Consider the following 26,027-nt stretch of genomic DNA (forward strand, 5'->3'; position numbering starts at 1 on the left):
CATTTTGTTTGTTAAGTAAAAGTAACTTGCTTACCTATAAAAGTTATATTATCTCATTAAACTCCTTTGGCTATTAACCCTAACTTTTGAGAATTATAAACATCATGAATAAAATTATTAAAAAATAATTAACAACCTGATAAAAGTCATATTTAGTCTTTCTTTTTCTTCTCAAATTTGCCCTAACCTTAAACCAATAGAAATGGAAACTACACAAAGACACATTATTAACGAAGAAGTACAATGGGATAAAACAAAAACCATTGTAAGCAAAACTGATGTTTACGGAACTATTTTATATGCTAACGATGTTTTTTCTAACACCTGTGAATACAGTACCATTGAGTTAGTTGGCGAACCTCATAATATTATCCGTCACCCAGATATGCCCAAGGTAGCTTTTAAAGTTTTATGGGACGCTCTTAAGAAAGGTGAAAACTTTCATGCAATTGTTAAAAACCTAACAAGAACCGGCAGATATTACTGGGTTATTACTGACTTTACCATTGATAAAGATGAAGAGGGTAAAATTGTAGGGTATACCGCTAGAAGGAAAGCCGTTCCTGATGGAGTTGTAAAAAAAATTGAACCTATATATAAAACACTTTTAGACATTGAAAAACTTAAAGGTGAAAAAGCTAGTGAAATGTATTTTGATGCCTACTTAAAAGAAGAAGTTGGTAAAACATATAATGAATTCGTAGTTGATTTGTTTAACGAAGAGCTTTCTAAAGAAGAAGCTGAAAAAATTAAGAATGAAACAAACCCTTTAAAGAAAGGATTAAATTGGTTTTTCTTTGGAGAAACAAACCCAACATAAATTTACTACCCCTAAATAATCCCTCTTAAAATGTTTTTTAAAAGGATTGAAACAATTGTTTCAATCCTTTTTTTTTCACATTTACTCCTTACTGTTAGTTAATAATACAATTCTATTATCAAAAAACAAAAAACTAACATAATTCTATTATCATACAACTAATATTTTAGACCAAATAAAAATTACATTCTCTTACCATAACTAAAAATCCTTTCAAAGCAAACTCCTACTTCAAAAACCTTATATTTGTTGATTATTTTTTGAGTAAACCACCCCGAATAACTATTAAAACAAAAAAAATGCACACAAACAATTCTCTTAGACCTTCTAAAGTTATAGATGAGGAAATAAAATGGGACAAATCAAAAACAATTATTAGTAAAACAGATCCTGCAGGGACTATTTTATATATGAACGATACCTTTGAAGAGGCTTCGGAGTATAATAAAGTAGAACTTATTGGAGAACCTCATAACGTTATTAGGCATCCTGACATGCCTAAGGTAGTCTTTAAAATATTATGGGATAACCTAAAGCAAGGAAATAATTTCCATGCTATTGTTAAAAACTTAACAAGAACAGGTAGGTACTACTGGGTTATTACTGATTTTGATGTAGAAAAAGATGATAACGGAAAAATCACTGGATATACTGGAAGGAGAAAATCTTTACCTGAAAACGTTATAAAAAAAATTGAACCTTTATACAAAACGCTATTAGAAATTGAAAAAGTTAAAGGTGAAAAAGCAAGTGAATTATATTTTAATTCTTTCTTACAAGAAGAGGTTAACGCATCTTATGAAGATTTTGTTGTAAAATTATTTGAAGGAGAAACTGTCAACGCAAAAGAAACAGAAAAACAAACTCCTGTAAAAGAAAGTGGAATGCTAAAAAAAGGACTTAATTGGTTTTTCTTTGGAGAGACGAATCCTAAATAATCTTTAAAACATAAATAAAACCGCTTTTCTAAGCGGTTTTATTATTTTATAAAGTCAATATTTCTTAATAACCCTGAAAACTTAGTACGCTTTACTGCCGATTTTTTAAACACTTTACTAAAGGTTTCTTGTGTTAACTCTTGCCAATCACGTTTTGTCATTTGCAGTAAGTTTTCTTGAGGCGTAAATAGACTTTCTTCGTGCGGTTGTGAAAAACGATTCCATGGGCATACATCTTGGCACACATCGCAACCAAACATCCAATCTTGCATTTCTCCTTTAAATCCTGACGGAATTGCATCCTTTAGCTCAATTGTTAAATATGAAATACATTTACTTCCATCAACTGTATTATTAGGCAAAATAGCTTGAGTTGGGCATGCATCAACACAACGAGTACAACTACCACAATGATCTGTTTTAAAAGGGTCGTCGTATTCGAGTTCTAAATCAATAATTAATTCCGCCAAAAAGAAAAACGACCCTTGTTGTTTTTGAATTAACAACGAGTGTTTCCCGTTCCAACCCAACCCTGATTTTTTTGCCCAAGCTCGTTCTAACACAGGAGCAGAATCAACAAAACAACGACCAGAAACTTCTCCTATTTCATCATTAATCAACTGTAATAATTCTCGTAATTTATCTTTGATGATATGATGATAATCTTGTCCGTAAGCATATTTAGAAATCTTATAACTTCCTTCTTGCTGAACTTCCGAAGGAAAATAGTTGTACGACAAGGAAATTACTGATTTTGCACCATCTACCAGCAGTCGTGGATCTAAACGTTTATCAAAGTGATTTTCCATATAATGCATTTCACCGTGATATCCATTTTGCAACCATTGCTCTAAACGAGGTGCTTCTTCTTCTAAAAAATCAGCTTTTGCAATACCACAACCTAAAAAACCCAAGCGTTTTGCTTGTGCTTTTATAAAATTTGAGTATTGCTGTTTCTTATTCAAAATACATAGTTTTATCGCCGCAAAATTACCAAAAGAAAAATTATAATTTTATTCACTTTCTATTTACAAATAAATGTTGAAATTTGTTCGTTAGTATTACATGACAAACTTTATTCATAATGAAAAAGATATATAAAATATTATTAGGTATTATAGTTTTTTTCTTCATCCTTTTGATTAGTACTCCCCTACTATTTCAAGATAAAGTGATGAACTTGGTAAAAACTACTATTAACAACAACGTAAACGCCAAAGTTGATTTTAGCGATTCTAGCTTAAGCCTACTTAGAAATTTCCCAAATGCATCAGTTCAATTATCTAACCTAACAGTTATTAACAACACTCCTTTTGAAGGTGATACTTTAGTATATGCTAAAGAAGTAAACTTAGCATTAAAACTTACAGAACTTTTTAAAGCTTCATCTGAGCAGCTAAACATTAAATCATTTACTATTGATGATGCTCTAGTAAACGTATTGGTTGATAAAAAAGGAAATGCTAACTACGATATTGCAAAACCTTCTGAGACAGAAGAGGCAAAAAATGAAGAACCATCTACTTTTGGACTTTCCATTAATTCATATGCCATTAACAATGCTACGATAAAATACAATGATGAGCAAGGTAAACTAAACCTTGAACTAGCTGAGTTAAACCACAGTGGAAGTGGTGACTTTTCTCAATCTAATACAGAACTAGATACTCAAACATCTACTTTAGTTTCTTTTGGAATGGACGGTAATTCGTATGCAAAGAATCAAAAAATAGAGTTAGATGCTATTTTAGGAATGGATTTAACTAATATGAGGTTTTCTTTCTTAAAAAATGAAGCTAAATTAAATAACCTTCCTTTGGTTTTTGATGGTTTTGTTCAAGTAAACGAGAAAAACCAAGAGGTTGATATTAACTTCAAAACTCCGTCTTCTGACTTTAAAAACTTTTTAGGTTTAATTCCTGAAGCTTATACTAAAAGTATTGCTGACGTGAGTACTACAGGTAATTTTAGTGTAAATGGAAAAGTAAACGGAATTATTGACGATAAACACATTCCGAAATTAGACATTTCTATGAAGTCAAATAATGCTTCATTTAAATATCCTGATTTGCCTAAAAGTGTTCAAAACATTAATATTGATGCGCAAATAAAAAACACTACTGGTAAAACCGAAAATACGTTTGTTACTATTAATGGTCTTTCTTTTAAGATTGATCAGGATACTTTTTCTGGAAAAGGAAATATTTATAATCTAACTACCAATCCAAAGATAAATGCTAGTTTAAAAGGTGTTTTAAACCTTGCTAATATTAATAAAGCATATCCTATTGATTTAGAAAATGATTTGAGCGGAATTTTAAAGGCTGATTTGCATACGGAGTTCGACATGAAAGCGATTGAAAACAATACTTTAAGTCGTATTAAAAATAATGGAAAAATGGAGGTGAGCGACTTTATTTTTTCTTCAAAAGATGTTGTAAATCCACTTCATATTAAAAATACAGTTGTCAATTTTACACCTGGTACCGTTAGCTTAACAAAGTTTGATGCTACTACTGGAAAAAGTGATTTAAATGCTACTGGAACACTTAAAAACTTATTAGGTTTTTTACTTTCTGACAAAAAATTACGTGGAAATTTCAAACTGAATTCGAATAACTTTTATGTTAGTGATTTTATGCAAGAAAACCCTGAAGCTTCCAAAAACATAGAAGATGACTCTACAAAAGATACACCTAAAGAATCTTTAAAAATTCCTGCATTTTTAGACTGTGCCGTTTCTGCAAACGCTAAAACTGTATATTACGATAATTTGACTTTGAAAAATGTAAGAGGAACATTGCTTTTAAAAGACGAAAAAGCCATTTTACAAAACATGAATGCCGGTATTTTTAATGGTCAAATTGCTTTAAACGGAGAAGTTAATACACAGCAAAAGAAACCTACATTCGATATGAAGTTAGGCATCAAATCTTTTGACATTGCTCAATCATTTACTAGCTTAGACTTATTACAATCATTAAGCCCTATTGCCGGAGCTATGAATGGTAAATTAAATTCTGACATTGATTTAATGGGAAGTTTGAATGACGATTTTACTCCAAACCTTACCTCAATTTCTGGTAATGCTTTAGCTGAACTATTGACAACTAGCATTAACCCTGAAAAAACAAAAGCACTTAGTTTATTAAACAATAAATTGTCTTTTATTGATTTAAAAAAACTAGATTTATCTGATATTAAGACATATTTATCTTTTAAAGAAGGTAATGTAATTGTAAAACCATTTGATTTAAAGTATAAAGATATTGGTATTACTGTAGGAGGTAACCATGGATTTGATAAAACAATGAACTACAACGTTACACTTAATGTTCCTGCTAAATATTTAGGTAATGAAGCACAAGGATTACTTGCAAAATTAAGCGCGAAAGAGCAACAAAACATAACAGTTCCTATTACTGCTAATATTACAGGTAACATGACAAGTCCTTCTGTAAAAACAGATTTATCTTCATCGGTTACTAAGTTAAGCCAGAAATTAGTTCAACAACAAAAAGACAAGTTAGTAAACAACGCTATAGGTGGTTTATTCGGAAACAAAAAGAAGGATAGCACTAGTACAACCAACAAAAAAGAAGAAACCGTTAAAAAAGTAACAGATGTTTTAGGTGGTTTGTTCGGAAAGAAGAAGAAAAAACAAAAAGATACTGTTAAGTAATCTTTTGTAACATTATTTCTTTTTCATAGTCTTACATTATATATTAAGAGAACTTTGTAAGTTATTTAACACTTCTTAAATACAATTTACAAAGTTCTTCTTTTATGTTTGTCACCAACAACTAACTGACTATGAAAACCATAACTACATTTTTATTTTTAGCATTCTCTTCAATTGTTTTTTCTCAAATTACAGGAAAGGTTACCGATATTAAAAACCAACCTATCTCTTTTGTAAGTGTATATTTAGAAAATACTATTACAGGTGCTACAACCAACACAAACGGCAACTATGAATTAGCTTTTAACTCAACAGGACAGCACACTCTAGTATTTCAAATGTTAGGTTATAAAACTGTTAAAAAAACAGTTGAAATTAACTCTTTTCCTTTTATCTTAAATATTGTTTTAACTGAAGAAGAAGTTTCCTTAGATGAAGTCTTAGTATCTTCTAAAGAAAACCCTGCTAACAAAATTATTAGAAATGCTATTGCTAGTAAAGCAAAAAATACTGATAAATTTGCTGAGTATACTGCCGATTTTTATTCTCGTGGTTTATTTAAAGTAAAAGATTTACCGAAGAAGTTTTTAGGACAAGATATTGGTGACATGGGTGGTGGATTGGATTCTACTAGAACAGGCATCGTTTACCTGTCTGAAACCGTATCTAAAATCTCATTTCAAAAAAGACCTAAAAACTTTAAAGAGCATATTATAGCTTCAAAAGTTAGTGGACAAGACAACGGAATTAGTTTTAATCAAGCAGAAGAAGTAAATTTTAACTTCTATGAAAATTCTTTTGATTTAGCTGATGTTAAAGTTATTTCTCCTATTGCTAATGGTGCTTTTGGATACTACAACTATAAACTCACTGGTGTTTTTTATGATAAAAACGGAAAACTCATTAACAAAATTCAACTTTTACCAAAACGTAAAAACGATCGTGTTTTTAGTGGCTTCATCTATATAGTTGAAGATGATTGGGCTATTTATGGTGCCGATGTTATTGTCACTGGTGCACAAATAAGCCTACCAATTGTAGATTCACTACACATTAAACAAAACTATAATTTCTCTACTAAAAACAAAGCTTGGGTACCTGTTACTCAAACTATAGATTTTAAAGCTGGTTTATTTGGATTTCATTTTAATGGACGTTTTTCTGCTGCTTATTCTAACTATAATTTCAACCCTAACTTTACCGAAGATACTTTTGGTAACGAAGTACTTTCGTTTGCTGAAAATGCTACAGAAAAAGATTCGGTATATTGGAATGAAATTCGTCCCGTGACTTTAACTTCTGAAGAAATATCAGATTACAAATTAAAAGACAGCATAAAAACTATTCGAAAATCGAAGAAATATTTAGACTCTATAGACACTAAAAATAATAAGTTTAAACCGTTAGATATTCTTTCTGGGTACACTTACCGAGATTCTTACAACAAGTGGTCGTTAAGCACTTCTTCCCCCATTGAAAGCCTTAACTTTAATACGGTGCAAGGGTGGAATTCTTCTTTAGGTGTTAACTATCGAAAATCACTTAACAAAAAAGGAAAACGTTTTAGTATTGGGGCTAATGTTAATTATGGTTTTTCAGAGAAAAAAGTGCGTCCTACAGCCAACTTCAACTATCGTTGGAACAATACTACGCGACCAGTTTTAACAATTTCTGGAGGAGTTGCCACACCACAATTCAACTCTAAACAACCCATTTCTAAATTTTGGAACACAATAAGTTCTATTGGTTTTGAACGAAACTATTTAAAAATTTATGAAAAGACATTTGCTAAAGCAATCTTTTCACAGGAAGTAACTAACGGAATACGCATGTTCTCTTCTTTAGAATTTGCAGACAGAAAGCCACTATTTAATACAACCGATTATGTAATGTTTCCGCAAGACGATGTAGACTACACTTCTAATAATCCGCAAGATCCTACAGATTTCTCTACAGGTTTTACGCCGCATCAAATGTGGACTTTGTCTTTAGGAGCAAACATTAGTTTTGGTCAAAAGTACTTATCATATCCTGATGGAAAATATAATATACCAAGTCGTAAGTATCCATCGCTATATATTGGTTATCAAAAAAACTTTGGGTCAGGAAACTCTGAATGGAATTCTGATGTGATTTTTTCTCAATTGTATCAACAAATCAATTTAGGTAATTGGGGTGAGTTTGCTTACAAAGCAAAAGGAGGTGTGTTTTTAGAGAAAAAAGACATTCCGTTTATAGATTATGCTCATTTTAATGGAAATCGCTTGTTAATAACTCCAAAAGACAACTATTTGAACAACTTTTATATGCTTCCTTATTATAAACTAAGTTCTAATGATAAATATGCTGAACTTCATGGAGAATATAACTTTAAAGGAGCATTGTTAAGTAAGGTTCCTTTGTTAAATAAACTTAACTTTCATTTAGTTACTGGTGCTAAAGGATTATTTACAGCGGGCAACAAACCTTATTCTGAGTTTGCTATTGGTTTAGATAATGTTGGTATTGGAAAATGGCGCTTTTTACGTGTAGATTTTGCTCGCTCTTACTTTAATGGAAAATCTGAAAATAGAGTTGTTTTCGGGATAAAATTGTAGATTTGTTATATGAAAATAACTCTACTATTTTTCGGTATGTCAACAGATTTAGTTGATAATTCTTCATTAGAAATTGAACTACCTAACAAAAGTACGGTTGCTAGTTTTAAAAAATTTCTTATGGCAGAATTCCCTGAACTACAAAAAATGAGTTCGTATGCGGTAGCTATTAACGAAAGTTACGCTACTGACAACATACTAATAAAAGAGAATGATGTAATCGCTATTATTCCTCCAGTAAGTGGAGGATAATTATTTTCTTCCTAATAAAAGAAACTATTAAGCCTTAACCTTTTTTAAGTATTTTCCAACGAAAAATGTTCCGAAAGGTAGAATAGACAGTAAACAAACGATTCCGAAAGTTTTACCATTCCAATTTAGCTCGTACTTTAACATAATAGCTAATACAATATAGCCAACAAATAGTAATCCATGAGGCATACCAAGCATTTTAACATACTCTGGATTTCCTTGTAAATATTTAATTGGCACAGCAATAAAAAGTAATAAAATATAAGATATCCCTTCTAATAAACTTACTAATCTGAAAAAATTAATCATTTGGATTTTCACTTAAAAATTGGTTAGCAAAGATACTGAAATATTACGTCCTGCAGCTGAAACTCCTGAAGCAAATTCTTTATAATGTTCATCAAACAAATTAGACAATTGCGCTTGCAAAGCAATGTTTTTTGTGAACTGATATTTCCCATACAACCCAACAGTCATCCAACTAGGGCTTCCGTAGTATTTATCAATATCCTCAGTCGCATCTGCATTTACAATTGGTGTTTGTTCATGGTTATCAATACCCTCAGTTATATTATAATCTGAAATATCTTTTTTTGCATTAAAAACTAAGTTGGCTCCACCTTCTAACTTCTTGCTTACATAACTTACATCAAAACGACCAAATAATGGAGGAATAGACGACATTGGCTCGTTGGTATCATAAGTTTTTCCATACGTATAAGTAACAAATCCTGAAGTATTCCAATTTCTATGTAACTTTCCTTGATAACTAACTGTAGCACCCGTAACATAAGCTGTTCCTTTATTAACATTAGCTACAATAGCTCCGTCTTCTCCGTCATACTCAATAGTTGAACTTCCATTTAGTTCAAAATTTTCTCTATAAATGTAATTATTCAACAAAGTGTAATACACATTTGCCCCAACCCTAAATTTTCTATTGTTAAAATATTTTTGAGCTCCAATTTCAGCATTGTATGCATGTTCTGGTTTTAAACTTGTATTCGGTATAGTTACCTTACCGTTCTTCTCTCTTATTTTTCCTACATCATCAATATTTGGTGATCTAAATCCAGAGGATAACACCGTGTTTAATTGCCAAGTTTTATTTGGCTTATATACATACCCTATCGTTGCTGTTAGCGATTGATTATCTAGCCTTATATCATTTTGAGGAATATCTATAAACGTTTCATCTAACCATTTTGCTTTCAATATTGTATTAGTACCTCTAATTCCTGTATTTAATGTTGATTTACTATTAATGTCTTGACGATAATCTACATAAAAAGCTGAACTCAAGTAACTACTTCCTCCATCAGGGTATCGAGATTGTACAGTAAAGTCATTATCAAAACCAACAATTTTATTACCATTAACACGTAATGTTTTTCCGTAAGAGTTTGATGCTACATCATTGTAAGTAACTTCTACTCCATACCCTAAATTCCTTCTTTTAGCTAAGGGTATTGTAAAGTCTCCATTTAAACTAAAAACATCAACTTTTTCTTCTCTGTAAGACCTATCTAAGCTTCCAAACTTTCTTTGTATGCGACTTTCTTTTATATTTTGGTATGCTAAAGTAATAGTTCCATTATCCATCCATTTTTTCTTAGGATTTATAATTAACTGTGGAGATACTAACAAACGTTCTTGTGGACCATAATACCATTCAGCAAACTTTAAATTTCCATTTTTTAACTCTGTTAACTTATCAAAACGAGGAATGTTTGAAGAGGTTGAATACTGTAAGTTTAGTTTAAAGTCTGTGTTTTTTGAAAAAGGAACATAAAACTTTTGTAATACATCTGTTTGACTATAGCCTGTATTTCTTTGTAAGTTTTGATTAGAATTAACAACCGGTGTCTCGTTATAAAAAGTATTAGTATTGTTAGAGTAAAAAGGCAATTTACCCCAATTTTCAAAACCATGAGAACGGTTTTCTCCCATCTTTAAATCTCCAAAATTACTATGAGCTACACTTGTAAAAGACGCCCATTTTTTAAATCTTAATTCAGCAGAAGCTACATTAGTTATTTCATTGTTTACTGAACTATATCTTAAAAATGTATTTCCTTTAATTTCACTTCCTTTTTCTGATAACTTCGGGGTTTTAGTATAGTAGTGAATTACACCACCTAATGCATCTGAACCATAAATTACTGATGACGGACCAAAAACAACCTCTGTTCTATCTAATAAGTTTGGAGCTACTGTAATTGAGTTTTGTAAGTGTCCTTTTCTATAAATTGCATTATTCATACGAACACCGTCAACCACCAAAAGAACTCGATTACTTTCCATTCCACGTAAAACAGGACTCCCTCCTCCAAATTGTGATTTTTGAACTTTAATTCCAGGTACACTCGCTAATAAATCTGCTGAAGTCTGTGGAGATAGTTTTTCTATTTCTTTTGAAGACACCACTGCTATTTGCTCTGCTATACGGTTGGTTTTTTCTCTGTTCTTAAAAACAGAAACAACTACCTCATCTAACTGTTCTGAGTTTTTTGATAAATATACGTGGTAATTATTCTTTTTTATTACAGATATTTTTTCTTGGTACCCTGCATAAGATACATGAGCAAACGTAAGCAATTCATTTTTTTTAAAATTAGAAACATCAATTTTACCTAATTCATTACTTATTGCAGATGTTGTTTTGTTTTTATTAAAAACTGCCACAGCTTCTACAGGTTTTCCTGTTTCAGCATCAATTACAGTAATAGTTTGAGAAAAGATTGTAACAGTTAAAAGAAAAAAAAATACAGTAATTATGTTTTTCATATTAATTAAACACGGTTTCTAAAACATCTAATGATTTAGGTTTTCTAAATCCTTCCAAATGTAATTCATAATATTGAACTATAATTCGGAGAATAATTTGTCTTTCTTTTTTTGAATAAGAAATTGAATTTATTGCATCAAAATTTATGCCTAATATACCTTTAAAAAGAAGTAATTTTTTTCCCGATAGAGTTAGCTTTTCATATTCCGTATCGGTAAAACCTCCTTCTAACAAATTAAATGCTGTTTTATCAATATTGGTTGTATCTGGATAAAAACCTAAATACCTAGATAAATTTAATAAAAATAGTAAATGAAAGTTTGCAACCTCATTATGTGTATCTAACCAAATTATAGAAGTTTCAATATAACTGTATAAAGGATTATTTTCTTCCTCTTCTTGTAGAATATATGATAACACTTCAGATAAAAATAATACAATTGTTTGCTTAACAACAGAAGTATAAATAGTTTCATAAGGATGAATCACTTGCACTTCTTTAATAGAATGCAATGAGCTTTTATTACTATGGTTTGCCGTAAGGTTTAACTGTGTTAATGGTTGAAAGTGCGCAGGTTTTAACTTTCCTTTTTTTGATTTTAGCACTCCTTTTATCATGTACGATTTTACTCCTTCTTGTAAAGTAAAACATTTTACTATCAAACTAGTATCTCCATATTTAAGAGAGCTCAAAACAATGGCTTTTGTAGTAACTACTGCCATTTAACCAAGTTTAACTATTAAAATCATTAATCAAAGATATACCAATAATACCAACAAAAATAGTACATTCGTGTAAAATTGATTCCTTTAGTATGGCAACAGAGATAGAGCGAAAATTCTTGGTAAAATCTACAGACTTTAAACAAGAAGCTTTTCAAAAAAACTACATAAAACAAGGTTTTTTAAATTCAGATAAAAAAAGAGTAGTACGAGTTCGCTTAAAAGATAATACTGGTTTTTTAACTATCAAAGGGGCATCAAGTGCTAATGGAACTACTCGATTTGAATGGGAAAAAGAAATTGATAAGAAAGAAGCTGAGAGTCTTTTTGATTTATGTGAAAAAGGTAGTATTGAGAAATATAGATATTTAGTAAAAATTGACAATCATATTTTTGAAGTAGATGAATTTTTAGGGGATAATGATGGATTGCTTATTGCTGAAGTTGAGTTAGAAAATGAAAATGAAAGTTTTACAAAACCTGAGTGGTTAGGTAAGGAAGTTACTGGAGATGCTAAATACTATAATTCTAACCTAAGTAAATTACCGTATAAAAAATGGTAAAACCATCTAAAAATAGATGATTTTACCATTTTTTATTTTAATAATCTTTTTATTTTTTTAAAATACTAAGTGTTTTTATTTCTTCTCCTGATTGTATTTTCAACAAATACATCCCCTCTTTTTTTAAGATGCTTTCATCAATCACTACATATGTTGAGGATGAGTTAACCTTTTCAGTATAAATATGTCTCCCCAATAAATCGTATACATGTAATTGTATATCCTCTTTTTTAGAAAAACCCGAAAGGTTTATTTTTGTTTGTGATTCAAAAGGGTTTGGAGCAGCATAAAGCGTAACATTTTTACTTAACTCATTATAACGAGCTCCAACAGCTCCAATTCTATTTACGGTTGTAATTGGCAAGTTTGCCACTTTATTATAGGCATAATCTGTTAGTGTGTAAGATTGCCCATTACTTGCTACTGAAACATGAAACCATCCATAATGTGTATTTCCATTTATTTTAAAAGAAAAACCTATAAATCCTGTTTTTCCATTCCATAGAGTATAATCAGAAGAACTAACTAAAAAACTATGTGAATCTGTTACGAAATTACTTGAACTTCCAATTACTACTCCTTCTTCTAAATACGACACTTCATTACTCACTCCATTACATACCAATTCTTTACCGTAAGTTACTAATCGTAAAGTATTACCTGTATACCAAGCACCATAATCTGTATCATCACCTGATTCGATTCTAAAAAATTTCCAAGTATCATTTGATCTGACTGTAAGGTCATCTATATCAACATATACAATATTATCTGTTGTATCACAAGGCAAACATGAACCTCCACAATCAACACCAGTTTCATCACCGTTTTGAACACCATCATTACATGTTGGCAAAGAATTCTCAGATATTATTATTTTATAATCCTCAACCTCTCCATAACTAAAAGACTCACAAGATGTTGCTATACCATTATACTTCATTGAGACCCTCATTCTAGTATCTCCTAATACTGCCGAGTTAGGCACAGTAAATTGTCCAGAAACTATATTATCTTTAGACGCTGATTTACTCCAAACCAGTTCACCTGGATCTGTAAAATCTCCATTTTTATTATAATCAATCCAAACACTATAACCTTCAGAATATTTTGTTGTTCTCCAACTCGGAGTTATTGTTACTGAATAACTATCTCCCCTTAATAAATTAGTAGATATAGAAGCTGTATAATCAGCATACCCATTGCTTGAACTAGAAGAACTATTATCTATTGTATGTAATTGTACTCTACTAATAAATTCATCGTTAGCATTTTTACCATTAGAATCACAGTAAGTAATAGCTACGTTACATGGCTCACAAGTACCACCACAATCAACACCAGTTTCATCTCCATTTTGAATACCATCATTACACGTTGGTTGACCTCCATAAACTTTACTTCCTGCTTTAATTTCTCCATAGGGTTCTGTACTATACGCATAATCTAGAAGTGAATAGGAAGAACCATTATTATTCACTTGTACTCTAAACCATCCATAATTTAACTTTCCTGGATATAGTTGAAATTGAAACCCTATATATGCCGTTTTACCATCCCAAGCTGTATAATTTACATCTCTAATCACATGCAAATCGGGGTAAGCCCCTCCTGACACCCATGAACTTTGCTGGTTAATTTCAGTATCGAGTGTTAATGGTATTGGGTTTCTTGTTCCTGGTTGACATACCAACGCTTTTTGATACGTTTCCAATTTTAGTGCGTTGTTTTCAAAAAAAGTTCCGAAAGCATTATCATTTTCTGCTCCTTCTATCCTAAAAAACGTCCAAGTACTACCTGAGTTCGCGGTATAATCCTGGTTATCTACATATACTATTTTGTAAGGGTCATAAAAACTAAACTCAAAAGCTACTTTATTTGAGTTTAAGGCTGTTGTACCTCCCGAAATTGCAGCATCTTTAAATGTTATAATTCCAGTTGAATTATTTGCTTTTACATGGTTCAGAGCTTTACCTGTAAAATTTACACTTAACTTTCTGTTATTAACTACCGAAATTTGTGCTGATATTCCTTGTGGAAGATTTAAGTCAAAATGAGTACCAAGAGACAGGTTTCCAGATCCAACAGCAAATGTTCCTCCCTCTAATGTAATGTGCTTTAATTCATTAACAATTGTACCGTTATTTGTTAGTGCTTCTTCAACTTTATTATTATCTACCACAAGTGAACCTCCTGACAAATTAACTCCTGTAGCTACTAAGTTAGATGGTTGCCATAAGGGTTTACGAGCTGGATGATCTAATGCTACTAACATTCTATTTATTTGCCCTTGTGTAAACATTTTTGCACAACCTGATGCGGAATCATAGCCCATATAGTTTTCATAGTTAATTAAATTACCACAATCACTCGCACCAACATTACAACCATCATCTCCTGAGTTAGTGTCTTCTTTTGGAGTATCATCTACATAATCTCCATTGGGATCATTACAACCCCCTTCAAATGTATGAATAAGATTTAACCAGTGACCAAACTCATGGGTTAATACTGATGCAAACTCTTTATTGGTATTTCCATGAATATAACGTCCATTATAAACTACTCTTGCTGTATTATTATTAGACATTGCTGTGTTAGGATACCATGCAACTCCTGAGTTTGTCGAACTTCCATCTGCATATAAGTCTCCCATAATATATACATTCATGTACTTATAATTATCCCAGGCATCTGCAGCTATTTGAGCATCATAACCACCTCCATTCCCATAACCAGCCTTTTCTGGATGGAATACAACACCATTAGTGCTCCCTCCATTAGGATCTATCTTAGCTAATGCAAACCGTATACTAAGTGTACCTCTTCTACCAGAAAAAACAGGGTCTACCGTATTAAAGTCATCATTTAGTCCATTAAAATCTTCATTTAACTTATCTAATGCTACTTTTATCTTATCGTAAGTTACAGTTAATCCATGCTGAGTAGCACCATAAACATGTACTACTACTGGAATGATGTACGTTTCTCCCGCTCTATTTGATTGCGAAATTTGCTTTTTACTAACTACTTTTTTTGTGTAGTGGTTGAACCTCTCAAACTCTTTCTTTGATTCAGGGTATTTTGAAAATACCTTTTGATTTTCAATTGTAACTTTACAGTCTTGAGCCAACATAACCTCAACACAGAAAAACAACAAAAAGAAGAAGGGGAACAAAATATTTTTTTGTTTCATAATTGATTGATTTTAAATTACTTAACAAACCTACAACTACAAAACAAATTAAATTAATACAATAGTAACCAATATAAATAATAAATTACCAATTAATATAAATTTAACTTTAAAATGATTTTTTATTTATTTTTTTAACATTAAAACTAAACAAAAAACAAAACACATATGAAATGAGATAAACTTCCAAGCAAAACAAAAACATGAAACGTTGCGTGATTATAGCTCAATTTTTTTATAGAGTAGAAGATAGCTCCAACGGTATAAAAAACACCTCCAAGAAAAAGATACATTACCCCATCTTCATGCAACCTTTCCATTAATGGTTTTATCAAAAAAACTACTTGCCAACCCATTAATAAATACAATGCTGTAGAAAGCCTATCAAACTTCCCTGTAAAAAAGAATTTTAATATAACACCTATAAATGCAAACACCCAAACAAAGATAAACATATACCAACCTAATTCTCCTGACAAAGTAACCAGACAAAAGGGAGTATAAGTTCCTGCTATTAACACATAAATAGCTGCATGATCAAAAATATTTAGTTTTCGTCTTAGCTTAGGTTTTTTAGCTGCATGATAAAAGGTAGATGCTGCATATAGAATTACTAAACTAAATCCATAAATTAAAAAACTGACTATCTGCCATAAACCATCGTAATTGAATGATTTATGTGCCAGAAAAGGTAAGGCTATAATACTTAACAATAGCCCAAAACCATGAGTAAGTATGTTTAATCTTTCCTCTTTTTGGCTGTAATGGTTATTTAAACTTTCTTTCATGAATGGAACGATTTGTGTCTTTCATATACAACTCATCATTAATTAATTCATTGTATATTATATTATAAGTCTGCTCCCTTAACTTGTTCTTATCTTGAGTAATTAAATTTTTTGTCTCTATGAATTTACATTGTTTTACTCGTAGTAAACCTGGTGACCCTTTAAAGAAATCCCATGAAAATAAACGCTTCCCGTCATAATAAACTTGAGGTACAATAGGTATTTGATGCTCTATAGCCAAACTGAATGCTCCATTTTTAAAAGGTGCTAAAACTACATCTTCTGTTGGCACTAAACCTTCAGGAAAAATAGCAATACTTGTTCCATTTTTTAATCTCTTATGGGCTTCTTCATATACTTTTTTTCTACTTTCTAAATCACTCCTATCAACTACAATAACGACTTTTTTATAAAAAAAACCAAAAATTGGAAATTTTGCTAATTCTTTCTTCCCTACAAAAACTATTGGGTTTTTACTCATTGCTATTAACACCCACGGATCAATAAATGATGCATGATTACTACAAAACATGTAACTCTCATTACAGTTTATTTCCTGTTCCCTTTCTATATTTAATCGAAACCCCATTCCATAAATTAAAAAGAAAGCCCAAACTCTAACCATTTTCCAAAAAGCAGGGTAATACTTCTCATCTGAAGTTAAGACTAGTAAGAAAGGTAACATTATTAGTATGGAAACTACTATTAACGTGTAAAACCAAACACGCCAAATAAAACGAATAGGAAAATATATGTATTTCAAATTTTTAAAATTTATAATTAACCAACTAACTTTATTTTTCTTTTTTGAGGAATTTAAAAACCTAAACTCGTTTAAAATGCGAAAGTAGTAATTTCTTTTGTTTGATAAATTTTAAGCTTATTTTTGTTGACTTAAGCAAGCACTTATTAATAATATTTCAAAACAGACTTATGTCAAGAATTTTAACAGGAGTACAAAGTACAGGAACCCCACATTTAGGAAATTTATTAGGAGCAATTTTACCTGCAATTGAAATGGCTAATGATTCTAAAAACGAATCATTTATATTTATTGCAGATATGCACTCTTTAACCCAAATTAAAGATGGAAATGAATTGCGCGAAAACACTTATAGTGTTGCAGCTACTTGGCTTGCTTGTGGTATTGATATTAATAAAACTGTTTTTTATCGTCAAAGTGACATTCCTGAGGTTACTGAATTAACTTGGTATTTAAGCTGCTTTTTTCCGTACCAACGTTTAACCTTAGCACACGGATTTAAAGATAAAGCTGATCGTTTAGCAGATGTTAATGCTGGTTTATTTACGTATCCAATGTTAATGGCTGCGGATATTTTGCTGTACGATGCTGAAATTGTTCCAGTAGGAAAAGATCAGTTACAGCATTTAGAAATGACGCGTGATGTTGCTAACAGATTTAATAACATAGTTGGTGAAACCTTAGTTCCACCTCAAGCCAAGATAAATGAAAACACAAAACTAGTACCTGGTGCTGATGGTGAAAAAATGAGTAAATCTCGAAATAACTTCATCAATATTTTCTTACCAGACAAAAAGTTACGTAAGCAGATTATGGCTATTCAAACAGATAGTAAAGCGTTAGAAGATCCAAAAGATCCAGATAGTGACAATGTTTTTGCTATATATAAATTGTTAGCTTCGGAAGAACAAATAGCTCAAATGCGTGCTAATTATGAAAATGGAGGGTATGGCTACGGACATGCAAAACAAGCTCTTTATGAATTAATTGTAGAAAAATTTGCTGATGTACGTGCTAAGTATAGTCACTATATGGAAAACCGTCATGAAATTGACGAAGCTTTAGCTGTAGGTGCAGAAAAAGCTCGTGTTATAGCAAAAGATGTGCTACAAAGAGTTCGAGGTAAAATAGGATATTAATTATATCATCTAGTAAATAAGTCTTTTTATCCTTAAAAAATCAGGAGTATATCCCTATGAAAAACGGGGAATAGGTAACCTTTGTTAGTTGTGTTTTTTGATAGTTTTACACTACTATTAACCTCAAACTAATATATTATGCCACATTATGCACAAGGAACAACAGGATGGACAAAACTAAAAGAATATCAAGCTTTATGGGATCCTAAAATTGATTTGGGTAAGTTTTACTTTACGACATTTCAGGGGAAAAGACAGGAAACTCCATATATGACAGCAGATAATTTTGCTAGAGTAATTGACATTTTAAGAAATGAAACTCCTGTATATGGAAACGCAACTACTGGATCTGTAACCACACAAGGAGAACTTGTAGGCGAAGAAGAAAGCTAAGAAATTCAAATATAATAACTAAACCCAGAATATATATTCTGGGTTTTTAATATAGGATATCAATAAAAAATATTCATATAAAATTTACAAAAGTACTGTAATCTTTTTTTACTTTTACTTCTCAAAAGGTATTAAAACCTCGCATGAATAGCAAGGTTACAAATTATAGTAAAAGGTTAATTTATCTTGTGAATTTTCTTAAGTGATATCTTTTGTCGCTAGGGGTATAATCACTTCTAATATAAAAATCTTTATATTTAAAAATAGTGTAGGCAATATCGCTTTTTCTAGGGGGTACTTTTTATTTTATCAAAAATATTCCTAGGTATTTTGGTGTCTTTAATGTGCTCAAAACCTGTGTTAAATAAACATTCAATTTGAGTTGATTTTGTATTGGTGAAAGAATTATATGCAAACATGGTAGGGTTAAAGAAAAGGTTCACATTTACACTTCCTAGGCTAGCTATTGGTTCGCCTATTCCTCCAAAACCTGCCATCATCATTGGAGCAGCAGACCTTTGTTCAACATACCCCTCTAAAGTAAACAAGTAACTATTTTTATTTTTAACGACTGAAACACCAATTTTACCAGTAGTTATTTTACGTAAAAATTTCTTAGTTTTTTCTAGCTCTCTATAACCGTTATAAAAGTCTCCTTTTTGAATGATTGGAGAGTTTTAAAGAGTATTTCCTCATCTTTACTAGCAGCTGAAATTCCCAGTTGCTAAGTCTAAGATGTATATTGATAAAATATCCTTCGTAGTTGCTACTACTGCTATTTTATTAACAAAGATAAAAGAATTGTTTTTTTCTTCCTGATTTAATATTAGAAAGAGGCTTGTTGAAAGTTGCTGTTGAAACTTTATGGTTTGTTAAGTTTACAGTAAATAATTGAGTTATATTTTTAGTTATTAAGAAGTATAAAAAAACTCGCATTAAAGCGAGGTTGCGAATATAATCTGTCTTATTTATTAGAATCAACATTTAATACTTTTTTAGCTACAATATATTTTCCATCTTTAGTTATTCCTTCTATAAAAAGAGAGATATTTGTATTAGCTGGGTTGTGTATTTTAAAACTTAAATTTCCTTCATTATCTAACATAACGTTAGGAATCCAGTCTATTACAGCATATTCCTTGTAAAAGGAAGTCTTGTAAGTTTTGTATTTAGGGGTGTAAAACTTTTTGCTACTTGAAAAGGTTAAAGGGAAATTAAACTTCCTGTTATTGTCAATTTTTCTTCTTACGCTAGAAGATTTACGTGTATAAATCTTTAAAACTCCATTAGACCCACGCATACCCTCACCAAATCCATGACGATTTGCAACCATATAATCTATATCATCCATATTAAAATGATGCAAAAAGTCTAAATTTGATTGAATTACATCGTCTAAGTAAACAGTTGGAGGTGCTGAGTTGAAGGATGATCTTCCAGAACTTTTACTTAGAATAAATCGTCCCATATATTCAGTAACAGTAAACCCCATTACATATGAAGTGATATAGTTAGGTAATCTTAAATTAGACTTTCTAAGAGAGTCATCGATTAAATAGATATCGCCCCAATTTTTAGATTGAATCTTATCAATTTTTTGCTGTCTTAAATTTACACTAATAACAGCTTCGTCTAGGTTTTGGTATTCATCAAGCTCAGAGTATAAAAAAGGGCTTCTTTTAAATTCATATGAATAATAACTGTTTTCTGGAGGCAAGGATGTTTTTAAATAGTTATTAATTAAGGGGATTTTATTAGGAGAAAATTGAACGTATAAATTAGGTTTAATTAGTTTTCCATTTTTATTTAATTCACTTAATTTTAAAGATTCTTTTTCCAATGGATATAAGCCGTCTTCCATAAAAAACTTTTTATTTTCTTGGACATTTATAATACTTGGATTATTAAGCTTTAATGGAGAAATAAAAAATTTAGAGTTATTAATATTATTTTTATTAACTTTAATGGTAATGCCATTTTCAAAAGCAAAGTGGTTTGAAGTATTGTTTTCAAAAATTGAGTTCCAATCATAACTACTCCAGCCTTGAGTGAGGAGTAAATTGTCTAAATGATATTTCTTTTTTCTATTAATGTTGGTGAAATAATATCTAGCATTTTCTATATAGCCTTTAACATATGGTTGTAGGTGTGTATAAGAAATTATATTATGGTTTTTTTGATAAGCTTTAGTTTCTTTTGGTAGTACAGATACACTAAGATGAATATTATTTTTAGGTCTGTTAGAAAGTTGAAAGAAGGGGATGTCAATTTGTAAAGAATCTCCTTTTTTTGAAAGTTTAGGCTCTTTTAAAGTTAACGTTTCAATACCTTTATAATTGAAAAAAAGACGTTCTAAAATAGGGTTATTGTCTTCGTCAAAAAGTGTAAAAATATTTATACCAGGGAGTAATTTTTTATGATCAATTACTTTAAAAAAACTAGTTTCTTTAAATTTAATAACTGCTTCTTTTATAATAACTCCATTATGGATAGTTAATTTAAAAGGCTTATTTTTAATATTTCTTAATGTTTTTTGATTTGTTCCTAACTCTATAAGAACTTTGTTGTTCACTTGGTTTAGTTTAATTGAAACTCCTTTACTTTTAATTCCTGTTATGGTGTGTTTATATTCTTTATCTAAATGTATGATTTTAACTATGTAATTTTGTTTCGCTTTTGGAAGTAAAGAAAAATTACCAATACCTAAGAAGTTAGTTTTAAAAGTAGTAATAAGGGTGTTGTTAGAATCGTATACTTTACCTGCTACATTTGGAATACCATATCCGTTACTGTCTTTTATGGTAACTCCTACTTTAGTTTTTATATTGTTTATGAGGTAACCACCTTCGGGTAAAAATTGAGCATCTATTACACTAGAAAGAGTCTTTCTTTTTAAGTAAGAATTTTTTTCTGGATCAATGACTTTAAAAGATTCAACAAAGGTGTTGGGTTCATCAAAATTTTTCATCCAGTTTGTGTATGCTTTAAAAGTATACTTTCCACTAGAGAAAAGACTATCAATCTCAAAAGAGTTATATGCAATTCCTCGATTAACTTTAATTAGTTTACCCTTAATAATATGATTTTTTTCATCTGTAATAACACAATATAAGTTTTTAGTTAAGAGTGAAGGAGTTTTTTTAGCCTTATCAATTATATAACTACAAAACCCCAGAGTTTCTCCTTTTATATAGGTAGATTTGTTGAGTTGAGAATAGGCTAGCTCTCTATAGTCAGAAGCATAGTTTTGAAAATTAGTAATTACTGGGTTTGTTTTTTGTTGTTGTGTAAAAGAGTAGGTTTTAATAAAAAGAAAATTAATAAATAAAGATAACTTAAGGGTTTTGGTTAGCTTTTTGTAGAATAAGAGTTCAGTTTTCATGTAATTTTTTTACTAATGAGTGTCAAAAGCCTTTCAAAAATTATGCCTTAAATTAAGTGTATTTATAAGGTGTACTAAAGATTTAATAGAATCGTAGTTTTAAAGGGTTTATTGATAGGCAGTAAGGAGTTAAAATCTCTTGGGCAAATAGGTTTAAAAAAAGTAAAACCTCACTGGAGAGTGAGGTTTTGTATATAAATTGTATTTTAATTTTAAGCTATAAACTCCCCATTATTCACCTTTTCAGAAGGTTGAACAAAAGCTAGTTTACCATCAGGAGTATCTGTCATTAAAATCATTCCTTGACTTTCTACACCACGTAATTTTCTAGGAGCTAAATTACACAGTACAGATACTTGCTGACCAACGATATCTTCTGGTTTAAAGCTTTCTGCAATACCAGAAACAATCGTACGTGTATCAATACCAACATCGACGGTAAGCTTCAATAACTTTTTTGTTTTAGCTACTTTTTCAGCAGCAACAATAGTCCCTATTCGAATATCCATTTTTGTGAAATCGTCAAATTGAATAGTTTCTTTTTGAGGCTCAACTACTTTGTTAGCAGCTTCATTTGCTTTCTTGGTAGCTTCTAACTTGTCTAACTGTGTTTGAATTGTAGTATCTTCAATTTTAGAAAATAATAATTCAGCTTTGTTTACTTGATGGCCTTCAGGTAATAAAACATCTTTTTCAGCTACATCATTCCAGGCAAGCGTAGTATCAATATTTAAAATTGACTTTAATTTACTTGAAGTAAACGGTAAAAAAGGTTCTGATAACACTGCTAAACCTGTTGCGATTTGCAAGGCAACGTTCATAATAGTTTTGGTGCGCTCTTCGTCAACTTTAATTACTTTCCATGGCTCTTCGTCAGCTAAATACTTGTTACCTAAACGAGCTAAATTCATCATTTCTTGAGAAGCTTCTCTAAAACGATAACGTTCTATAGATTTTGCAATAATATCTGGGAATTGCTGTAATTGCTCTAAAGTGTCTTTGTCAATTTCTGAGAATTCCCCCGCAGGTGGCACCTGCCCGTTGTAGTATTTGTTTGTTAATACTACAACACGGTTAATAAAGTTTCCGAAAATAGCAACTAACTCGTTATTGTTCTTTGCTTGAAAATCTTTCCAAGTAAAATCATTATCTTTATTTTCAGGAGCGTTAGCTGTTAAGGTATAACGTAACACATCTTGTTGGTCAGGAAATTCCTCTAAGTACTCATGTAACCAAACCGCCCAGTTTTTAGAGGTAGATAACTTATTCCCTTCTAAATTTAAAAACTCGTTAGCGGGGACATTTTCTGGTAAAATAAAATCACCATGTGCTTTTAACATGGCAGGGAAAATAATACAGTGAAATACAATATTATCTTTACCAATAAAGTGTACTAATTTGGTATCGTCTTTTTTCCAATAGTCTTCCCAGTTTTTACCTTCACGAGCAGCCCATTCTTTAGTAGAAGAGATATAACCAATAGGCGCATCAAACCAAACATATAAAACTTTTCCGTCAGCACCATCCACAGGAACAGGAATTCCCCAATCTAAATCACGGGTTACTGCACGAGGACGTAGTCCGTCATCAATCCATGATTTACATTGCCCTAATACGTTAGGTTTCCAATCATTTTTATGTCCTTCTAAAATCCATTCGCGTAAGAAAGCTTCGTGTTTATCTAAAGGTAAAAACCAATGTTTAGTTTCTTTTAAGGTAGGAACATTTCCAGTAATAGCTGATTTAGGATTAATTAAATCTGTAGCATTATGACTTGTCCCACATTTTTCACATTGGTCTCCATAACTTTCTTCGTTTCCACATTTAGGGCATGTACCAATAACAAAACGATCTGCTAAAAATTGATTAGCTTCTTCATCATACAATTGTTGCGTAACTTCTTCAACAAATTCACCATCATTGTATAATTTAATAAAGAAATCTGAAGCTGTTTTATGATGAATTTCAGCCGAGGTACGCGAGTAATTATCAAAAGAAATACCGAAATCTTCAAACGATTTTTTAATGATTCCGTTGTACTTGTCAATAATAGCTTGTGGAGTAACACCTTCTTTTTTAGCACGCATTGGTATCGCAACTCCGTGTTCATCAGAACCACAAATATAGGCTACGTCTTTTCCTTTTTGACGCAGATAACGCGCATAAATATCTCCAGGAACATACACTCCTGCCAAATGTCCAATATGGATTGGGCCATTTGTATAAGGTAATGCTGCTGTAATTGTATATCTTTTTGGTGTACTCATGTTTTTCTACTAAAATTAAAGCGCAAAAGTACGAAAAAGCAATTTTTTATACTGTTATAAATTAGGTACATTTGATGGACTTTAGACTTTTAAAGTCAAGAAAAGTAACTTGTTTATGGAAAAAAGAATTTTCACCTTATTTTTTATACTGATAATTATATCAGGTTATGCACAAAATAAAACGATGAAGTTAACCACACCACCCTATTTGCAAAAGGGAGATACGATTGCAATTGTTGCTCCTGCTGGAATATTAAAAAATCGTAAACAAACCATTGATAAAGCTAAAAAATTAGCAGAAATTTGGGGGTTAAAGGTAGTGTATGGGAAGCATATGTTTAATCAGAATGATCATTTTGCAGGTACTGATGAAGAACGTTGTCAAGATTTTCAAGACGCGTTAGACAATCCTAGTATTAAGGCAATTTGGAGTGCACGCGGAGGATATGGTTCTGTGAGGATTTTAGATAGATTAGATTTTACTAATTTTAAAAAACATCCAAAATGGATTATTGGGTATTCTGATGTTACAGCATTTCATAATCATATTCATAATTTAGGTATTGAAACAATGCATGCGATGATGGGAACAAGTATGGAAGAAGATCCAAAAGATCTTGTGCAAACAATCGCTACTTTTAAGAAAGCATTATTTGGAGAAAAATTACGCTATGAAGTTCCTGCTTCACAAGAGAATAAAGTAGGTGAGGTTTCAGGAGAATTAGTGGGAGGTAATATTGCTATTTTGGCTTCGATGTTAGGGTCGGACAGTCAAATTTCTACAGATGGAAAAGTTTTGTTTATTGAAGAAATAGGAGAATATAAGTACTCGATAGATAGAATGTTACAAAGTTTAAGGCGAGCAGGGTATTTTACTAAAGTTAAAGCGATTATTGTGGGAGGTATGACTAAGATTAAGAGAAATACCACTCCTTGGGGAAGTTCAATAGAACAATTAATTTTAGGAGTTGTTCCTGAAGATGTTCCTATATTATTTAATTTTCCTGCAGGTCATGAACCAGATAATAGAGCATTGATAATGGGCAGAGAAGTTAAATTATCGATAAGTAAGAATAAGCAGTGTTTGGTAGAATTTAATTAACTGTTTTTTGTTCTACATGTGTTTATTCCTAACAACTTGTATAATGGGCAAAAATTTATTAAACTAGTAACCAAAAGTATAATTGCTAATACAAGTAAGATATTACCAAAAATTCCTGTAATAAATTCAAAGTAAGATAGCATAGCTATTATAAGAGCAATGAAAGTTCTAATAGCTTTATCAATGTTTCCTATGTTTTTTTTCATGATAAAAAGACTTACGGTTACTCAAATATAAGTTTTTAAATGGCACAACACAATGAACTTGGTAAGAAGGGAGAGCAACTAGCAATAGATTATCTTGTTAAAAATGGGTACACTATTGTTGAAAAAAATTACTATTTCCAAAAAGCAGAGGTTGATATTATTGCTCAAAAAAAAGATGTATTGGTTGTTATTGAGGTTAAAACAAGATCTACATCTTATTTTGGAAATCCACAAGACTTTGTGAACTCAAAGAAAATAAAGCTATTAGTTACTGCTATTGATAATTATGTAAATGAACGAGGGTTAGATGTTGAAATACGGTTTGATATCATTGCTATCATTAAACAACGAAATGAGTTTGTAATAGAGCATATTGAAGATGCATTTTTATATTTTTAAAAAAGAAAAAGCTCAACAAATTTGTTGAG

At 30.9% G+C, this 26,027-nt stretch carries 21 protein-coding genes; 10 read left to right on the forward strand and 11 right to left on the reverse strand.

The window, feature by feature from the left end; all coding sequences use genetic code 11:
• Positions 1–202 precede the first annotated feature (202 nt).
• Together ABMY20_RS04230 and ABMY20_RS04235 are read left to right on the forward strand one after the other, a co-directional pair.
• Positions 203–820, forward strand: a complete 618-nt coding sequence (locus ABMY20_RS04230) for a PAS domain-containing protein (protein ID WP_047787904.1) — start codon at positions 203–205, stop codon at positions 818–820.
• Positions 821–1,119: 299 nt separating this feature from the next.
• Positions 1,120–1,758, forward strand: a complete 639-nt coding sequence (locus tag ABMY20_RS04235; RefSeq protein ID WP_047788346.1) for a PAS domain-containing protein — start codon at positions 1,120–1,122, stop codon at positions 1,756–1,758.
• Between the two features lie 41 nt (positions 1,759–1,799).
• Here ABMY20_RS04235 and queG read toward each other — a convergent pair whose 3' ends face one another.
• On the reverse strand, positions 1,800–2,723 hold the full coding sequence (gene queG, locus ABMY20_RS04240) for a tRNA epoxyqueuosine(34) reductase QueG (RefSeq protein WP_239178214.1): 924 nt from the start codon (positions 2,721–2,723) through the stop codon (positions 1,800–1,802).
• A gap of 119 nt (positions 2,724–2,842) precedes the next feature.
• Here queG and ABMY20_RS04245 point away from each other — a divergent pair, with 119 nt between their 5' ends.
• From ABMY20_RS04245 to moaD, 3 genes are all read left to right on the forward strand, one after another.
• Positions 2,843–5,440 carry an AsmA-like C-terminal region-containing protein gene (locus tag ABMY20_RS04245; RefSeq protein ID WP_349264715.1) on the forward strand — a complete coding sequence of 866 codons (2,598 nt, stop codon included), beginning with the start codon at positions 2,843–2,845 and terminating at the stop codon, positions 5,438–5,440.
• A gap of 131 nt (positions 5,441–5,571) precedes the next feature.
• Complete coding sequence (locus tag ABMY20_RS04250) at positions 5,572–8,037, forward strand: DUF5686 and carboxypeptidase regulatory-like domain-containing protein (protein WP_349264716.1); 2,466 nt, start codon at positions 5,572–5,574, stop codon at positions 8,035–8,037.
• Positions 8,038–8,046: 9 nt separating this feature from the next.
• Positions 8,047–8,289 carry a molybdopterin converting factor subunit 1 gene (moaD, locus tag ABMY20_RS04255; protein WP_047787908.1) on the forward strand — a complete coding sequence of 81 codons (243 nt, stop codon included), beginning with the start codon at positions 8,047–8,049 and terminating at the stop codon, positions 8,287–8,289.
• 27 nt (positions 8,290–8,316) lie between these two features.
• Here moaD and ABMY20_RS04260 read toward each other — a convergent pair whose 3' ends face one another.
• The 3 genes from ABMY20_RS04260 to recO are packed head-to-tail and all read right to left on the reverse strand — an operon-like array spanning position 8,317 to position 11,800.
• On the reverse strand, positions 8,317–8,598 hold the full coding sequence (locus ABMY20_RS04260; RefSeq protein WP_047787909.1) for a DUF3817 domain-containing protein: 282 nt from the start codon (positions 8,596–8,598) through the stop codon (positions 8,317–8,319).
• Between the two features lie 12 nt (positions 8,599–8,610).
• Positions 8,611–11,076: a TonB-dependent receptor gene (locus ABMY20_RS04265; RefSeq protein ID WP_349264717.1), complete on the reverse strand. Its 2,466-nt coding sequence runs from the start codon at positions 11,074–11,076 to the stop codon at positions 8,611–8,613.
• Between the two features lies 1 nt (position 11,077).
• Positions 11,078–11,800, reverse strand: coding sequence for a DNA repair protein RecO (gene recO / locus ABMY20_RS04270; protein WP_159611031.1), 723 nt, complete (start codon positions 11,798–11,800; stop codon positions 11,078–11,080).
• A gap of 92 nt (positions 11,801–11,892) precedes the next feature.
• On the opposite strand from recO, the gene ABMY20_RS04275 reads away from it, so the two are divergent.
• Positions 11,893–12,363 carry a CYTH domain-containing protein gene (locus tag ABMY20_RS04275; RefSeq protein WP_073182265.1) on the forward strand — a complete coding sequence of 157 codons (471 nt, stop codon included), beginning with the start codon at positions 11,893–11,895 and terminating at the stop codon, positions 12,361–12,363.
• Between the two features lie 49 nt (positions 12,364–12,412).
• Here ABMY20_RS04275 and ABMY20_RS04280 read toward each other — a convergent pair whose 3' ends face one another.
• The 3 genes from ABMY20_RS04280 to ABMY20_RS04290 all read right to left on the reverse strand — a co-directional run bounded on the left by ABMY20_RS04280 (position 12,413) and on the right by ABMY20_RS04290 (position 17,110).
• On the reverse strand, positions 12,413–15,559 hold the full coding sequence (locus tag ABMY20_RS04280; RefSeq protein WP_349264718.1) for a M43 family zinc metalloprotease: 3,147 nt from the start codon (positions 15,557–15,559) through the stop codon (positions 12,413–12,415).
• 146 nt (positions 15,560–15,705) lie between these two features.
• Positions 15,706–16,347 (reverse strand): hemolysin III family protein, encoded by a 642-nt coding sequence (locus ABMY20_RS04285; protein ID WP_349264719.1) that lies wholly within the window; start codon positions 16,345–16,347, stop codon positions 15,706–15,708.
• Positions 16,328–17,110, reverse strand: a complete 783-nt coding sequence (locus tag ABMY20_RS04290; protein ID WP_349264720.1) for a lysophospholipid acyltransferase family protein — start codon at positions 17,108–17,110, stop codon at positions 16,328–16,330. The genes ABMY20_RS04285 and ABMY20_RS04290 overlap by 20 nt, the downstream gene beginning before the upstream one ends.
• A gap of 170 nt (positions 17,111–17,280) precedes the next feature.
• Between ABMY20_RS04290 and trpS the strand changes: the two genes are divergently transcribed.
• Entirely contained in the window at positions 17,281–18,249 is a 969-nt protein-coding gene (gene trpS / locus ABMY20_RS04295) for a tryptophan--tRNA ligase (RefSeq protein ID WP_349264721.1), read from the forward strand.
• Positions 18,250–18,387: 138 nt separating this feature from the next.
• Positions 18,388–18,642 (forward strand): hypothetical protein, encoded by a 255-nt coding sequence (locus tag ABMY20_RS04300; protein WP_047787916.1) that lies wholly within the window; start codon positions 18,388–18,390, stop codon positions 18,640–18,642.
• A 287-nt stretch (positions 18,643–18,929) separates the two neighbouring features.
• Here ABMY20_RS04300 and ABMY20_RS04305 read toward each other — a convergent pair whose 3' ends face one another.
• From ABMY20_RS04305 to metG, 3 genes are all read right to left on the reverse strand, one after another.
• Positions 18,930–19,190 carry a hypothetical protein gene (locus ABMY20_RS04305; protein ID WP_349264722.1) on the reverse strand — a complete coding sequence of 87 codons (261 nt, stop codon included), beginning with the start codon at positions 19,188–19,190 and terminating at the stop codon, positions 18,930–18,932.
• 416 nt (positions 19,191–19,606) lie between these two features.
• Positions 19,607–22,024 carry a hypothetical protein gene (locus ABMY20_RS04310; protein WP_349264723.1) on the reverse strand — a complete coding sequence of 806 codons (2,418 nt, stop codon included), beginning with the start codon at positions 22,022–22,024 and terminating at the stop codon, positions 19,607–19,609.
• A gap of 212 nt (positions 22,025–22,236) precedes the next feature.
• Positions 22,237–24,291, reverse strand: a complete 2,055-nt coding sequence (gene metG / locus ABMY20_RS04315) for a methionine--tRNA ligase (protein WP_349264724.1) — start codon at positions 24,289–24,291, stop codon at positions 22,237–22,239.
• Between the two features lie 115 nt (positions 24,292–24,406).
• Here metG and ABMY20_RS04320 point away from each other — a divergent pair, with 115 nt between their 5' ends.
• Positions 24,407–25,393, forward strand: coding sequence for an LD-carboxypeptidase (locus ABMY20_RS04320; protein ID WP_349264725.1), 987 nt, complete (start codon positions 24,407–24,409; stop codon positions 25,391–25,393).
• Here ABMY20_RS04320 and ABMY20_RS04325 read toward each other — a convergent pair.
• A complete protein-coding gene (locus tag ABMY20_RS04325; protein WP_159611051.1) occupies positions 25,390–25,599 on the reverse strand; it encodes a DUF2892 domain-containing protein in 210 nt (69 codons plus the stop codon). The genes ABMY20_RS04320 and ABMY20_RS04325 overlap by 4 nt on opposite strands.
• Before the next feature lie 39 nt (positions 25,600–25,638).
• Here ABMY20_RS04325 and ABMY20_RS04330 point away from each other — a divergent pair, with 39 nt between their 5' ends.
• A complete protein-coding gene (locus tag ABMY20_RS04330; RefSeq protein WP_159611053.1) occupies positions 25,639–25,998 on the forward strand; it encodes a YraN family protein in 360 nt (119 codons plus the stop codon).
• Positions 25,999–26,027 lie beyond the last annotated feature (29 nt).

Source organism: Tenacibaculum sp. SSH1-16 (assembly GCF_040104435.1).
In the GTDB taxonomy this organism is placed as follows: domain Bacteria; phylum Bacteroidota; class Bacteroidia; order Flavobacteriales; family Flavobacteriaceae; genus Polaribacter; species Polaribacter mesophilus.